This window comes from Alistipes sp. Marseille-P5061, from assembly GCF_900290115.1.
In the GTDB taxonomy this organism is placed as follows: domain Bacteria; phylum Bacteroidota; class Bacteroidia; order Bacteroidales; family Rikenellaceae; genus Alistipes; species Alistipes excrementigallinarum.
The window spans coordinates 862566-877175 of record NZ_LT985748.1 but is presented as its reverse complement, the minus strand read 5'-3'; the positions used below and the strand labels follow the sequence as shown (position 1 = coordinate 877175).

10 protein-coding genes are annotated in these 14610 nt (G+C 59.4%); 4 read left to right on the top strand and 6 right to left on the bottom strand.

All coding sequences use genetic code 11. The features are described 5' to 3' along the window. Positions 1-21 precede the first annotated feature (21 nt). Together C8267_RS03495 and C8267_RS03490 are read left to right on the top strand one after the other, a co-directional pair. Positions 22-1596, top strand: a complete 1575-nt coding sequence (locus C8267_RS03495) for a hypothetical protein (RefSeq protein WP_106633631.1) — start codon at positions 22-24, stop codon at positions 1594-1596. A gap of 231 nt (positions 1597-1827) precedes the next feature. Next, the gene (locus tag C8267_RS03490; protein WP_087361230.1) at positions 1828-3018 is read left to right on the top strand and encodes an FprA family A-type flavoprotein; all 1191 of its coding nucleotides are present in this window, start codon (positions 1828-1830) and stop codon (positions 3016-3018) included. Between the two features lie 206 nt (positions 3019-3224). Here the strand turns inward: C8267_RS03490 and C8267_RS03485 are convergent, their stop codons facing one another. Next, positions 3225-4166: an NAD(P)H-dependent flavin oxidoreductase gene (locus tag C8267_RS03485; RefSeq protein ID WP_106633630.1), complete on the bottom strand. Its 942-nt coding sequence runs from the start codon at positions 4164-4166 to the stop codon at positions 3225-3227. A gap of 156 nt (positions 4167-4322) precedes the next feature. Between C8267_RS03485 and C8267_RS03480 the strand changes: the two genes are divergently transcribed. Then, complete coding sequence (locus C8267_RS03480) at positions 4323-5363, top strand: nucleoid-associated protein (protein ID WP_087361226.1); 1041 nt, start codon at positions 4323-4325, stop codon at positions 5361-5363. Between the two features lie 4 nt (positions 5364-5367). Continuing rightward, positions 5368-6417 carry a hypothetical protein gene (locus C8267_RS03475; RefSeq protein ID WP_158699681.1) on the top strand — a complete coding sequence of 350 codons (1050 nt, stop codon included), beginning with the start codon at positions 5368-5370 and terminating at the stop codon, positions 6415-6417. Positions 6418-6540: 123 nt separating this feature from the next. Here C8267_RS03475 and C8267_RS03470 read toward each other — a convergent pair whose 3' ends face one another. The 5 genes from C8267_RS03470 to C8267_RS03450 form a co-directional block, all read right to left on the bottom strand. Then, the gene (locus C8267_RS03470) at positions 6541-7437 is read right to left on the bottom strand and encodes a discoidin domain-containing protein (RefSeq protein ID WP_106633628.1); all 897 of its coding nucleotides are present in this window, start codon (positions 7435-7437) and stop codon (positions 6541-6543) included. 80 nt (positions 7438-7517) lie between these two features. Then, positions 7518-8696, bottom strand: a complete 1179-nt coding sequence (locus tag C8267_RS03465) for a DUF1735 and LamG domain-containing protein (RefSeq protein ID WP_234025673.1) — start codon at positions 8694-8696, stop codon at positions 7518-7520. A gap of 22 nt (positions 8697-8718) precedes the next feature. Beyond that, on the bottom strand, positions 8719-9837 hold the full coding sequence (locus tag C8267_RS03460; protein WP_106633626.1) for a glycoside hydrolase family 18: 1119 nt from the start codon (positions 9835-9837) through the stop codon (positions 8719-8721). Between the two features lie 24 nt (positions 9838-9861). Then, positions 9862-11391 carry a SusD/RagB family nutrient-binding outer membrane lipoprotein gene (locus C8267_RS03455; RefSeq protein WP_106633625.1) on the bottom strand — a complete coding sequence of 510 codons (1530 nt, stop codon included), beginning with the start codon at positions 11389-11391 and terminating at the stop codon, positions 9862-9864. 14 nt (positions 11392-11405) lie between these two features. Then, positions 11406-14429, bottom strand: coding sequence for a SusC/RagA family TonB-linked outer membrane protein (locus C8267_RS03450; protein ID WP_234025672.1), 3024 nt, complete (start codon positions 14427-14429; stop codon positions 11406-11408). Positions 14430-14610: the final 181 nt, after the last annotated feature.

Genomic DNA, 14610 nt, shown 5'->3' with positions numbered 1-14610 from the left:
AATTTGTAAAACAGATAACTCATGAAAGCTATCAAGAAATTATTATATTTTCTGGCCGTGGCCGGCACGACGATGTTTGCATCGTCGTGCACGGAGGAGATGGACTACACGCCGGCACCGCGTCCGGCGGGTCAGCAGGTCTATTTCGCTACCGACATGAGCGAGACGGTCAACCTGGAGGAGAACTCTTCGTCGGTTACGATTCCCGTATACCGCGTTGTCGCCGATGAGGCAGCCTCCTTCTCGATTTTCGCAACCGAGGAGAGCTCACTCTTTTCGATTCCCTCGACGGTGGATTTTGCTGCCGGTGAGAACTCTACCAATCTGGTTATCACTTATGATTATGCGAAGCTGACGCAGGACCAGATGTATCCCTGCACGCTTACCATCGGTGATACGGAGAACACGTCGCCCTACGGCATGAGTTCGTATGAGTTCTCGTTTGTTGCACCTGCTCCGTGGACCTCGCTGGGTATGGGTACCTATACCGAAGACGTCATTACGGCAGCCTATGGTATTGACAATGTATCGTTCGAGGTTGAGGTTCAGCAGTCCGACAGCAATAAGGGTCTCTATCGTCTGAAGAACCTCTACCGTGCCGGTACCGGTCTGTTTGCGATTTACAACTTCGCAGATGCTACGGGTGCAGCTTCGGACTACTACATCACCCTTGATTGCTCGAATCCCGAAGCCGTAACCATCGCCGAGCAGCCTCTGGGCTTCTCCATGGAGGGTTATGGCGAGCTGAAAATCTTCAGCAACGCTCCGGGTACGTTGGCTAATGGTGTGATTACCTTCCCCAAGGATGGCCTTTCGCTCAACATCCCGACCCTCAGCAACAATTATCCTACGAATGCTTCGGGCAAGTTCAAGCTCGTTCTTCCCGGTGCCGTGGATATCAATCCGACTGTAGCTGTTGAGTTCGTAGGTACCTATACGTCGTCGGACAATACCTCTTCAGCAATCTTCAAGCTGACCCCCAACGATGATGTGGCTTCGTATAAGTATGCCTATTTCGAGGGCGTAGCTTCGGCAGCTCAGGTTGAGGAATATGTTGAAGGTATCATCAACGGTACGATTGAGAGCTCGGAGATGGAGAGCTCGGGTGCCGAGGAGAATCTGCTTGTTTCCATCGCCAAGTCCGGTCGCTATACTCTTGTAGTCATTCCTTACGGCACGGCTGCTGGCGCCGCAGTTGCGGGTACTCCGACCTCTCTTGCCTTCAAGTATAGCGCAGGCGGCGAGGAGGTTCCCGATGCTCCGGCTCCCGAACTGACGCTCGAGACCATCCCTGCATACGAGGGCTACGACGAGGCGACGAGCTTCTTCTATCGAATCAAGGGTGCCAATATCTCGGCAGGCAAGATTTATCTGAACAAGACGAGCGTCATTGAGGGTTCCGGAATTGACATCAAGGATATCATCAACGAGTATGGTGAAGACCTGTCTGATTCCGAGATTGAGGAGATTGTTTCCGAGAATGGTTACGAGAACGGCTACATCAAGTTGGAAACCGGCACCTCTTACACGTTTGCTGTTCTTGTACAGAACATCGACGGTGTTGAGTTAATCAAGACGCTGGAAAAGACTCTTTAGCGGCAGGAATATCACTCCGCAAGTTGATAATGAAAGACCACTTCCCCAGGAAGTGGTCTTTTTTTGACGGAGACGTGAGGACGTTGTCTTGTCGGCGTTCTGTGTTCGGCTCTTCCAAGCCTGTGGCGCCCCGAATTGGTTAATCCGCCTCGGAAAATCGTCTATGTTCGTGTTTTTTAGCTCAGTTTGCAAAAAAATGCTATTTTTGCAGCAAAATAAAGTTTCGACGTTATGAAAATCACGGAAATCATTCCCGGAATCCATTACGTGGGCGTCAACGACCGCACCACGACCCGCTTCGAGGGGCTCTGGTCGCTCCCTTACGGCGTCTCGTACAACTCCTACCTCGTTGTCGACGAGCAGGTGGCCCTCATCGATACGGTCGAGGAGGCGTTCGGCAGCCGTTTTGTCGAGAACATCCACGAGGTGCTCGGTGACCGAACGGTCGACTACCTCATCGTAAACCACATGGAGCCCGACCATTCGTCGTCGATTCGGACGCTGCGTCTGCTCTATCCCAAGATGCTGATTGTCGGCAACGCCAAGACGCTGCAGATGCTTGCGGGTTTCTATGGCATCACCGACGGAACGCTCGAGGTCAAGGAGGGCTCCACCATCCAGCTCGGTGCGCACACCCTTCAGTTCCACCTCGCCCCGATGGTTCACTGGCCCGAGACGATGGTGACCTGGTGCCCTGAAGCGAAGGTGCTCTTCTCGGGCGACGCCTTCGGTACGTTCGGTGCGCTCAACGGCGGCATCACCGACTCGCAGCTCGAACTGGACCACTTCTGGGACGAGATGCGCCGCTACTACGCCTGCATCGTGGGCAAGTATGGCGCTCCGGTGCAGAAGGCGCTGCAGAAGCTGGGCGGACTGCCCATCGAGACCATCTGCGCGACGCACGGTCCCGTATGGCAGCGCGAGATTCCGCGTGTGGTTTCGATGTACGACCGTCTGAGCCGCTACGAAGGCGAGCATGGCGTGGTGATTGCCTACGGCTCGATGTACGGCAATACGGAGCAGCTGGCCGAGCGGATTGCCCGCGAGCTGGCCGAGCGTGGCGTGCGGCCGATTGTGATGCACAATCTGACGACGGCCGACATGTCGATGGTCGTGCGCGACGTCTTCAAGTACGATACGCTGCTCGTCGGTTCGCCGACCTACAACGCCGAGCTCTTCCCCGAGGTGGAACACCTGCTGCGCAAGATTGAGGCGCGCTGCGTGCCGACGCGTAACTTCGGATTCTTCGGTTCGTTCTGCTGGGCCGGTGCCGCCGTGCGCCGCATGAAGGAGTTCGCCGAGCGGATGAAGTGGGAGCCCATCTGCACCCCCGTGGAGATGAAGCAGGGCTTCGACGCCCGCAGCTACGACGCCGCCCGGACGCTCGCCGAGCAGGTAGCAGCCCGCTTCAACGAGCAGTAGAAGCCGCGCGGCTGTGTACCTCTGCCCGTGCCGTGGTGTTCGCGGTCGATGGCGGCGGGGCAGCGGGTCCGTGGAGCCGTTGGCAGTAAGCCAAACGGGAGACCTTCTCGAAAGAGGGTCTCCCGTTTTTTTGTTCGGAGCCGGACTGAACGGTAGCGTGCCTCCGGTCAAAGGCCGCTACGTGTCCGGCTCGGAGATTCAGAGGCTCAGAGGGTCGGAAGTGCGGCGCGGCGGGCGTTGAACTCCTCGACCAGCGAAGCGACAATCTCGCCTGCCGACGGCAGGTCGCGGATGAGCGAGGCGATTTGTCCGATTTCGAGCTCTCCCTCCTCGAGGTCCCCCTCGAAGATGCCCCGTCGTGTCCGACCGAAGCCTATCAGCTCGCGCAGTTCGTCGGCCGAGGCTCCGCGCGCCTCGGCTTCCTCCATGTGGTGGTAGAAGGCGTTGCGGATAAGCCGTGTGGGGCTCAGCCGCTTGAGTGCGAGCATCGTATCGCCCTCCTGCAGCGTGATGCAGAGCCGTTTGAACTCCTCGCTGGCCGAACTCTCGGCGCTGAGAGCAAAGCGCGTCCCCATCTGAACGCCCTCGGCGCCCAGTGCGAAGGCAGCCAGCATGCCGCTGCCCGTAGCGATGCCGCCGGCCGCGATGAGGGGGAGCGTCACCGCCTCGCGCACCTGCGGGATGAGGACCATCGTCGAGCTCTCCTCGTGTCCGTTGTGGCCGCCCGCCTCGAAGCCCTCGGCTACGACGGCATCGACCCCCGCAGCCTCGCTTTTGCGGGCAAATCGCGAGCTCGAGACCACGTGGGCGACCTTGCACCCGGCATCGTGCAGCCGCGAGGTCCAGGTGGCCGGATTTCCCGCCGAGGTGAAGACCACGGGGACCCGTTCGTCGATGATGACCTGTATGAGCTCGGCGGCGTAGCGGTACATGAGCGGTACGTTGACGCCGAAGGGGCGGTCGGTCGCCTCGCGGCATTTGCGGATGTGTTCGCGCAGCAGTTCGGGAGTCATCGAGCCCGAGCCGATGAGGCCGAGCCCTCCGGCGCGGCTTACGGCGGCGGCGAGCCGCCAGCCGCTGCACCAGACCATGCCGCCCGAGACAATCGGGTAGCGGATGCCGAATATTTGGCAGATTCTGTTCTCCATGTTGCAGTGTGGTTTTTCGCAAATGTAGCAAAAATCGGGGATTTTCTCTGCTCGGCGGCTCACTTCGTTTTGGAGCCGAGTCGCCACGAATTCGGCGTTCGATTTGGCGTTTCTCCGAAAAATGGCGATTTTTGCAGCGTCTAAATCCGATTACGCATGCTCTATACCGACGATACGCGCATCGAGGCGCTGGCGCTGCACCTCGTGGGCAACAAGATGAAGGACGAACCGCTGCTGCTCTCGCCCGGGCCTTCGACCCAGACCGGCGACGAGGAGCTCACGCGCATTCTGGTAGCCTACTTCCTCGGGGGCTTCAAGGGCGAGGAGACCTACAACCTCTTCCACGAGAGCGACCTGGAGTGCAACGAGGTCTACCGCTTCGCCTGCCGGATTTTCGACGATGCGGAGCACTTCTACGACCACTCCGTAGCGCTGGCGCGCCACCTCTACGAGGCGGGCGGCCATCCCCAAATCAAGGGCGGCGAGTTCTACGTTGTCTGCTTCTCGGGGTGCCGCCTCGGCGGGGAGTCGCTCGACGCGGTGGGGCTCTTCAAGTCCGAGACGCGCGATACGTACCTCGACGTGAGCGAGCAGCAGGAGGGGCTTCACATCTCGGCCTTTCGCGGCATCAACGTCGACCGGCTCGACAAGGGGTGCCTCATTCTTGCCTCGGAGCGCGAACAGGGCTTCGTCGTGCGGGTGGTCGACAATACGAACCGCGTCGAGGCGCGCTACTGGACCGACGACTTCCTCCACGTGCGTCCGCGTCAGGACAACTACCACAATACGAACAATGCGCTGGCGATGTGTCGCAGCTACGTGACGCGCCATTTGCCGTCGGAGTTCTCCGTCTCGAAGGCCGACCAGGCCGAGCTGCTCAACGAGACGATGAACTACTTCCGCGAGCAGGAGCACTTCTCGCTCGACGACTTCTCGGAGCAGGTCATCCGCCAGCCCGAGGTGGCCGAGAGCTTCGCCCGCTACAAGGAGGAGTACGAGCGCGAGCGCGACATCCGCATCGAGGACGAGTTTGCCATCTCGGACCCCGCCGTCAAGCGCCAGGCGCGCAACTACCGGAGCGTCATCAAGCTCGACCGCAACTTCCACATCTATGTCCACGGCAACACGAACCTTTTGGAGCAGGGCGAGGACGAGCGGGGCAAGTACTACAAACTCTACTACGAGGAGGAGGCGTAGCGTCGTGACTGTTTCCAGAGAGTTGATACCCCCGTCGGACGACCTTCCGTGGCCGCTGCACCGCCTGCCGCTCGAGGTTGACCCGGCAACGCTTCCCGAGCGTTTTACCTGCCCCTTCTGCTATCGTCCCCACCCGCTCTGCGTGGCCGCCTCGGCGAGCGTGCAGGCCTACATCGCTTCGCGCGCTGAGTGGCGCGACGAACTTGCGGCCGGTAAGATGTTCGGCGTGCTCATTGTCCGGGACAGAGGGGGAGCGGTTGGCTTTCTGGCCGCCTTTTCGGGTAATCTGGCCGCAAGTAACCACCATGCCTACTTCGTTCCTCCGGTCTATGACATGCTGCAGCCAGACGGCTTCTTTTTGCGCGAAGACCGCGCCATCTCCGAGCTCAACGATGCGGTTGCGGCGCTCGAGCAGGATGCCCGGCTGCTCGAGGCCCGGCGCGAGCTGCACCGCCTCGAGCAGGAGTCTCAACGCGAACTCTCCGAGGCTCATGCGGCCGAGGTGCGCGCTCACGAAGAGCGGGAGCGGCTTCGGGCGCAGACAACCGATGCCGCCGAACTTGCGGCCCTGACACACGCCAGCCAGCACGAGCACGCCCTGCTGCACCAGTTGAAGCGGCAGTGGGCCGAGCGGCTTGCCGAGGCCTCGGCGGCTGTCGCCCCGCAGCTCGAGGAGCTGCGACGCCTCAAGGCCGAGCGCCACAGCCGCTCGGCCGAGCTGCAGCAGCGGCTTTTTGCCCAATTCCGCATGCGCAACGCCCGCGGCGAGGTGCGCGACCTCAACGAAATATTCGCCGCCACGCCCCACCGGGTGCCTCCTGCCGGCGCCGGCGAGTGCGCCGCCCCGAAGCTGCTTCAGTACGCCTTCACGTCGGGGTTGCACCCCGTGGCGATGGCCGAATTCTGGTGGGGCGTCTCGCTGCGAAGCGAGGAGCGCCTCCAGGGCGAATACTACCCGGCCTGCAGCAGCAAGTGCGGCCCCATCCTGCGCTTCATGCTCCAGGGACTCGACGTCGAGCCCAATCCGCTCGAGAAAGCCCCCCTCATCCCGTAATTACTCTTCCGCTGCCGTTTTTGCATCGGTGTCGCCCGGTCGGGGCCCTGCAGCTCGCGTGCGGGCATAAAAAAAGGAGGTTCACTCAAGTGAACCTCCTCTCTTTTTGCGTGGAATCAACTCCTACTCGCCGTAGATGTAGATTTCGCTGAAGAGGCAGTTCTGCCCCGTCGCATAGATTCTCAGGTAGCGGCACGTAACGGACTTGGTGAACGAGAAGTCGAAGTCGCCGGCTGCCGGAAGCTCGATGTCGCTGCCCTGGAGCGACCAGCTGCTGCCGTCGCTGCTCGTGTAAATCGAGACCTTGTCGGGAGCATAGGCATCGCCCCACTGGTTCGTCGTCTTGAAGCCGGTGACAGTTACCTCCTTGCCGAGGTCAACAACAACCTCCAGGTTGTTGTAAACGTACATGTACGAGCTTTCGTCTCCATCGGTCAGGGTATCCGTTTCAGCGCCGTTGCACGTTACCGTCCAGCTCGAGCGGTTGGTCAGCTCGTTGCCCGAGGGGGTCTCCAGCGAGACGTTCTTCAGGTCGACGGGCTCCTTGTTTACGACAATCGTCAGCTCGTTCAGATTCGTCGAGAGACGGGTAATGTTCGAAGGCGTTGCTGCCGTGACGGTAATCTTGGTAGTCCACGTTTGCGAACTTACGACGTCGGTTGCATAGGACCAGTCGCCGTTGAGCGTCGTCGTTGCGGTAATCTGGCCGGCGGGAATCACAACCTCCTGGGTTTCGAAGGTCCAGGCCTCTTCGCAGTCCGACTCCATGGCGAGCGTTGCGGTGATGTCCTGCGTTGCGGGGCGCGAGAGCTTTACCGTAACGGGAACCGAAGCCTTGGCCTCGACCTCTGCGGTCGGGTGGTTGATATTGAGCGTCAGCGTGGAGACGCCCAGCTTCGGGCGCTCGATGCCGACATAGATGGCACTCCATTCGTTTACTTCGGACGAGCTGTCATCCGAGCAGGATGCTCCGCAGAGCGCAAGGGCGCAGGCAAAGGCAAAATAGAATATCTTTTTCATGGACAAGGGTTTTTGGTGTTGTGTGTTTTTTACAGCAAATACTGCGCAACTCTACGGTTGCGCAGTATTTGTGTTGCTGGCTATTCCGGCCAGGCAGTCTCGGTGTCGGTCGAGAGGATATTCTCCACCCAAACGGGGTCCTGCTCGGCGGTCAGCGTGTGGCCGTTGCCGGTGCAGTCCTCGAAGGTCTTGCCCTCACCGTCGTTCATGCGCCAGTAGCCAACCAGGCCCTCCGATTTGGCGCTGGTGGTGGTCATGTTGTTCTGAATCTGAGCCTCGGTGCGGCATACCGACCAGATACGGAGCTCCGAGCAGAGAATCTTGCAACCTGCCCACCACGTTGGGTCGCTCGTTCCGTGGGCATCGCTGCCGCCGCCGCCGAACCAGCCGGCGAACTCGAAGTTCGGGTCAATGGTGCCCTCCTTGCTGCCGGCGAATGCGCCGTTGACGTAGATGGTAACCTTCGAGCCGTCGTAGGTGATGGCGTAGTGCTGCCACTTGTTGGGCGTAATCGAAAGCGACGGGTTGAGGAACCAGCCGTTACCCTGGAACTGAATCAGCGAGTGAGCCTTGAAGCCTGTGGCGGGGTCATCGTTCTGCGGGTCCTCGAAGCGGAGCAGGATGTTGCTGCCGCTGCAGAAGATGTCGCGGTTGCGGTTGGCCGTGTTGCTTACCTGGAAGCGGCACTCTACGGTGAACTGGGGCAGCGAAACGGGGAAGCCGGCAGCCGACAGACCCGAGCGTCCCGTAAACATCGGCAGTGTGGAGCTGATGATGCTCTCGGTCGTGATGACGAAGGTCGACGTCTTGGTGGTCGTCGGCATGTTGCCGTCCACGCTCTCCAGACGCAGAGGAATAGCGTAGGTCTCACCAATGTACTCGGCCGGAATCGGGTTGATGTGAATCGTCACGGGGTTGGCGCTGAACGAACCTGCCTCGATGGTAATCTTGTCGGGCATCGTGAAGATTTCCGAAGGCATCGTCACGTAGCTCGATGCCTGCTCTGCATTGTAGGTTGCCAGAACCGCATCGTCCACTACCAGACGGAAGTCGTAGTTGCGGTCGGCCTTCTCGCTCAGGCAGACGGTCAGCTGAGCTTCGGCGCCGTTGCTGGGGTCGATGGTGACCTTCGTGCTCGAAGCCGAGGTGCTCTCGTTGATGAACGCGTGGGTTCCGAGCGTTCCGTACTCGGCATCGTTACATCCCGTGGCAAATGCTGCGAGAAGTAATGCGGCCGCGATATTTAATCCTTTTTTCATGGTTTTCATTGATTGACGTTAATTACTTCATTGTCGGGTTCTGAGCCTGAATGGCCGTGCGCATCCACTTGTATGCGGGGCTGTTCGTAGCCTCGTAACCGAACTGGTATGCGCCGAAGCCACCCTTGCGGTAGCCGTTGAGCGGCTCCCAGCGGGCCATACCTACCAGCGACGGGCAGACGGCCTTGTCCTGCGTAACACCGTCACGTGTCCGCCAGTAGAAACCGCCGTTCAGACAGTCGGTCACACTCTCGCAGTTCTCGCAGATGACGTACTGGTTGGTAATCTCCTCTTCGGTCATTGTCGAGGAGAACTTCGAAAGGCAGGTCTGCAGACGGCTGTCCATGTTGTCCTCGCGGCCCGTGGCCGAAGCCGAAGGCGAACCGCCCGAGACGGTGTAGGCCTGAACGACGAAGTAGTCGATGTAGGGACCGCTCTCGGCGTTGAGCGTCTGCGGCTCGCCGTCGAGCAGCAGGAGCTTGTCGGGATTGGGCGATTTCGGGCCGATGTACTTGTTCAGCTCGACGAGCAGCGTATGCATGCGGTCGTTGTGGCTGGCCAGCTTGCCTCCGTAGCCGTAGTTGGGCTCGAAGTCGATGTCAAAGCCATCGTAGTCATACTTGAAGACCGTGTCGGCAATCGCCTTGGCATACTTGGCAATGGCGGCGTCGATGGCAGCCTGGTCACCGTCAACCCAGCCCCAGAACTGCTCGCGCGTTGCCTCGTCCACATCGTACTCCGCAGGGGTGAGGTTCTGTCCCACGTACGAGGTGAAACTGCAGAATACAACCTTCGTACCCTTCTTCTCCTGGACGTAGCGCAGGTCCTGAAGCTTGCCGGGGGTGAGGTTGGTCCACTGGCCCCACAGCGATACGATGTCCATCGAGTCGGGAATACCCGTCAGCATGTTGGTCGTGTTGGTGGCAGGTTCGCCCCAGCCGCTGAACCATCCGAACGAGATGGCATGGTCGGTCTTCTTCCACTCACGCAGGGCCTCATAATAGGCCTCGGGCTTGTTGGACTCGGTCAGACCGTGCTCGAAGATGGTTTCACTCTCCGTTTCGGTCCAGTCGCTGCAGTGCACCATGGCAAGAGCCGTGAGTGCCAGAGCAGCCGCTTTTCCAATATTCTTGATTTTCATGGTTTCAGTTTGTTTTGAGGGTGATTAGTCTTTCTTGGCCCAGAAGAGGTCCTTGGCCTGCGTGTCCTGACCTCCGAGGAGGTTGGCTACGGCGTTCTGATAGTTCGTCGTATTGTAGTCACGCTCCGAGATGGGGTAAACCAGACGACGTGCGCCGCGGCGGGTATCCACACCGTCCGTGCTCAGGTTGTCGAGCGACGGAGCCAGCTCAGGATAGCCCGTACGACGGTACTCGGCCCAGGCCTCGATGCCCATCGGGTAGTTGGCAATCCACTTCTGCGTGATAATCTGCTCGAGGTGCTTCTCGTTGGTCGTCTCGGCGTCCCAGGCAATCTTCACGGTGGTTGCACGGTCGTAGTTGTACGTTGCGCCGCGCGGGTCGCCCGTGTGGTCGGCCGGGGTGCTCTCAGCGTCGGCAATGTAGTTCGTTACATCGTCGCCCGAGACTCCGTTCTGCTCCATCGAAAGGCGGATGCCGGCCTCGTAGTAGCTCTTCGCATCACCCGAAGTCCACCCCTTCAGCGCTGCCTCGGCCAGCAGGAACTGCGTCTCGGCTGCCACGAAGTAGGGCAGGTAGGAGGCTGCCGTCAGGTTGGGAAGCGAGTAGCTGGAGACATCGGCCTTGTCGAACTGTGCCTCGCCCGAACGCATGCCGATGTACTGGTCGGTATAGCCGGGGAAGGAGCACTTGGTGAAGTAGGCGGCACGGCGCGGGTCCTTGTAGCCGTTCATGTAGTCGGTAATCGACGAGCTGACGCGCAGGTCACCCCACGATGCCGATGCCAGCTGATAGGGGTTGCCCTGTACGCCGGGGTTCACCATGGCGTTCTGGGCGTTGGTCGTAATCAGACCCACCTGGTTGGCGATGGCGGTCTTCACACCCTCCTCGTTGCCCGTACGCATGGCGATGCGCAGCGAGAGCGAGTTGGCCAGACGTGCCCATGCGGCGTAGTCACCGCCGTAGATGGCGTCGTTGGTGAAGGGCTTCGACGAGGGATACTGCGTTGCGTAGTCCGAGAGCGTCTTGGCCGCATTCTGCAGGTCGTTGAAGATGTTCGTGTAGACCTCCTCGTGTGAGTCGTAGGGTACATACATCAGACCGTCCTTGACCTGGCTGTAGGGAATCGGGCCGTAGGTATCCGTCACGCGAATCATCGCGGCGGCACGGACGATGTTGGCGATTGCCCACCAGTGTCCGGACTCCTGCGAGAACTCAGAAATCTTGAAGAGGTTGGGGTAGATGTCCTGGAAAATCAGGTTATAGGCCTGCTGGTTCCAGTCGGCCGAGGGGTTGAACGTATCGAAGTTCATGCCGCCCCAGCGGTTCGAGCAGGTGAGGTAGCCGCCCAGGGCACCCACCATCTGGTCGACCATCTGCGAGTCGTTCTGCTGAACATACATCAGCGCCTCGACCATCGTCGGGAGCAGCATGTTCGGGTCGGCCTCCTGCGGGGCATACGGGTCGGTGTTGTACTCCTCGAAGTTGCTCGTGCAACCAATCGCAAGCCAACCCGACAGGAGCGTCAGGAATGTATATTTAACTATTTTTTTCATAGGTCCGTGCGGGTTTAGAATTGCAGTTTGACATTGAATCCGAGGTTACGCATGCTCGGGAGCATGAAGTAGTCGACGCCCTGGTAGTAGTTGCTGCCCGTAACGGCCGACATTTCGGGGTCGAACGGAGCCTTGCAGTAAATCATCCAGAGGTTCTTGGCTACGAAGCCCACGCTCAGACGAGCCTTGTTGCGGAACCACTTCGCGGGCAGCGTGTAGCTCAGCGAGAGCTCCTGCAGACGGACGTTGGTGGCGTCGTAGAGGTAGTATGCTCCGTGACCGCCCTCGGCCGTTGCGATGGTCTGGTAGTAGGTCTGGGCATCCACCGAACCGAAGTTCACCGGAATGCCGCCGCGGTCGCGGGCTGCGGCCGAAGCCTCCGATACGCCATAGTAGTCGAGGATACCCTGCGTTGCCGAGTAAACCTTGCCGCCGAGGCGTGCCGTGAAGACGATACCCAGGTCAATGCCCTTGTAGGAGAAGTTGTTGCTCCATCCGAGGTTGCCCTTCGGTGCGAGCTGGCCGACCTTCTGGGGCTCGATTTCGGTCATCGAGAGCTTGCCCGTCGAGGGGTCAATCAGCACGTTGCCGTTCAGGTCGCGTGCAATCTCGTGGTTGATGTAGATGTCGGTCATCGAACCGCCCTCACGCAGAATGACGCGCGGAGCCACGTCGGTCTGGCCCAGCCAGTCCTTGCGAATCTCCAGCATGTCCTCCTGCTCGCCGGTGAGCGGGTTGATCATACCGTGAGCCAGCTCGATAATCTTGTTCTCGTTGAACGAGTAGGTGAAGTTGGTAGCCCAACGGAAGTCACCCCACTTGTTGTTGTAGCCGACCGAGAGCTCGATACCCTGGTTCTGGATGTTACCCGTCTGGGCGGCGTAGTTCTGGTAACCGGTCGACGAGGCCAGCGGCATGTAAATCGTCTGGTCGTAGGTGTTCGAACGGTAGTAGGTGATGTCGAGGTTGAACTTGTTGATGAAGCGTGCGTTCACACCGACCTCCCACGACTTGGTCATTTCAGGCTGCAGGTCCGTGTTCGGGTAGGTGGTCGGGGCGCTCCAGCCGTGCGACTGCTCGTTGTAGGTGTAGCTCGGGTTCGACAGATAGCGGGCGAAGGCCGATGCCACCTGCGAGTAGGATGCGCGTACCTTCAGGAACGAGAGCCACTTCGGAGCGTTGAACATGTTCGAAACGACAGCCGAGAGACCTACCGAAGGATAGAAGAACGACGAGTTGGCCGAGTATGCCAGCTGCGAAGCCCAGTCGTTACGTCCCGTGACGGTCAGGTAGAGCATCGAGCGCCAGCCCACCTCGACGTTGGCGAAAATCGCCTGCGTCTGGTCGTGCCAGCCCTTCTGCATAATCTTGTACTTGTTCTCGGTGTTGAGGTTGAGCTTCGTGAAGAGGTTGGTCTTCTTCAGGTCGCCCGCGTCGCCCGAACGCTCGTAGCGCTGGTCGTTAATCGAGGCACCGACCTGGGCGCTGAGCGACCAGTCGCCCCACGTCTTGTTGATGTTGGCCATCACGTCGCCGTAGAAGGTGCGGTCGAGTTGCGTCTCGTCCGACAGACCGCCGTTCTCGCCGGCGAAGGTCTCCAGCGTCGAAGCGTAGTACTTCGTGGTGATGCGGTAGTCCGAGTTGTCGATGCGTACGCGCCCCGTTACGTTGAGCCAGTCGGTGATGTCCCACTTGAGCGAGGCGTTGAGCATGTAGCGGCGCTTGGTGGTCTCACGCATGATGCGGTTCTGAATCCAGTAGGGGTTCTGGAGCGAGTGAGCGCCCTCGCCGTAGGGCCAGTACTGAGCCATGTAGCCGCGAACGGGGTCCCAGCGCTCGTAGAGGCGGATTTCGTCGAAGTCGTCGCCGCGCGGGAAGAGGTAGAGGGCCGGCAGCGGGTTGTAGTACTTACCCTGCGATACCTGGTTCTGGTTGTTCTGGATGACGAAGCTTGCACCGAAGTCGAAGGTCAGCTTGTCCTTGGCGAACTTGGTGGTGTTGCGGGCCGTGAAGTTGTAGCGGTTGTACTCGGCCTCGGGGATGATGTCGGCGGCGTTGGTCGTCGATACCGAGATGTAGGTCTGGTTCTTCTGCGTGCCGGTCGAGAGCGAAACCGAGTTGATTACGTTCGTTCCGGTGTTGAAGAAGTCCTTGGCATCGAACGTGCCGTTGATTTTGTCTCCCCAGCTGAAGGTCGTATTGCTGGTGCCGTAGCGGTTCTGCATCTCGGGCATCATGTAGGCCTTCGAGAACATCGTGGTGTTTGAAATCGTCACGGTGGTCTTGCCTTCGGCACCGCGCTTGGTGTTGATGAGCACCACGCCGTTGGCGGCATCCGAACCGTAGAGGGCGGCTGCCGAGGGGCCCGTCAGCATGTTGATGGACTCGATGTCCTCGGGGTTGATATCGGCGATGCTCTCCGAGCCGACCTGGGCGGTCATCGTACCGCCGGCGTCGCCGCCGAAGCTGTTGTTGTACATCGGGATACCGTCAATCACGTAGAGGGCGGCGTTGCTCTTCTCCAGAGACTTCATACCGCGCATGATGACACGCGACGAAGTACCTGCACCACCGGCACCGGCGTTGATGGTCACACCGGCCACCTTGCCCACCAGCGAGTTCATGAAGTTGGCATCCTTGACCGTCGTGATTTCATCGGATTTTACCTGCTGCACGTTGTACGACAGGGCCTTCTCCTCGCGCTTGATACCGAGGGCCGTTACGACGACGGCGTTGAGGGCCGTTGCCTCCTCCTTGAGCGTCACGTCGAGCATCGTCTGACCGACGTAGGGAATCTCCTGGGTCTGGTAGCCGATGAACGAGATGACAATCACGTCGCCCTCCTTTACTTTATTGAGGGTGAAGCTTCCGTCCATGGCAGTCGTCGTACCGGAGGTGCCGTCCTGCGTGATGACCGTTGCTCCGACAATCGGACCGGCAGCATCCTTGACGATACCCTTGACGGAGGTTTCGCCTCCGTTCTGGGCGAATGCGCCGAATGTGCCGGCAACGAGAACGGCGCAGCACGTAGCGAGCATTAACTTAATTGATTTCCACATAATTAAGAGTGTCTAAAATTAAACATAAGCATAAAAGGTTAGATAAAACTTAGAAGCGACCGGAATCGGTTTCTTCTAACGGAACGGTGAGGGTTTTTGTTTTTTTCTTATAGGCTTCGGTGTTTTTGAGTTAATAAATCTTTAGAATGTTGACCTTTTT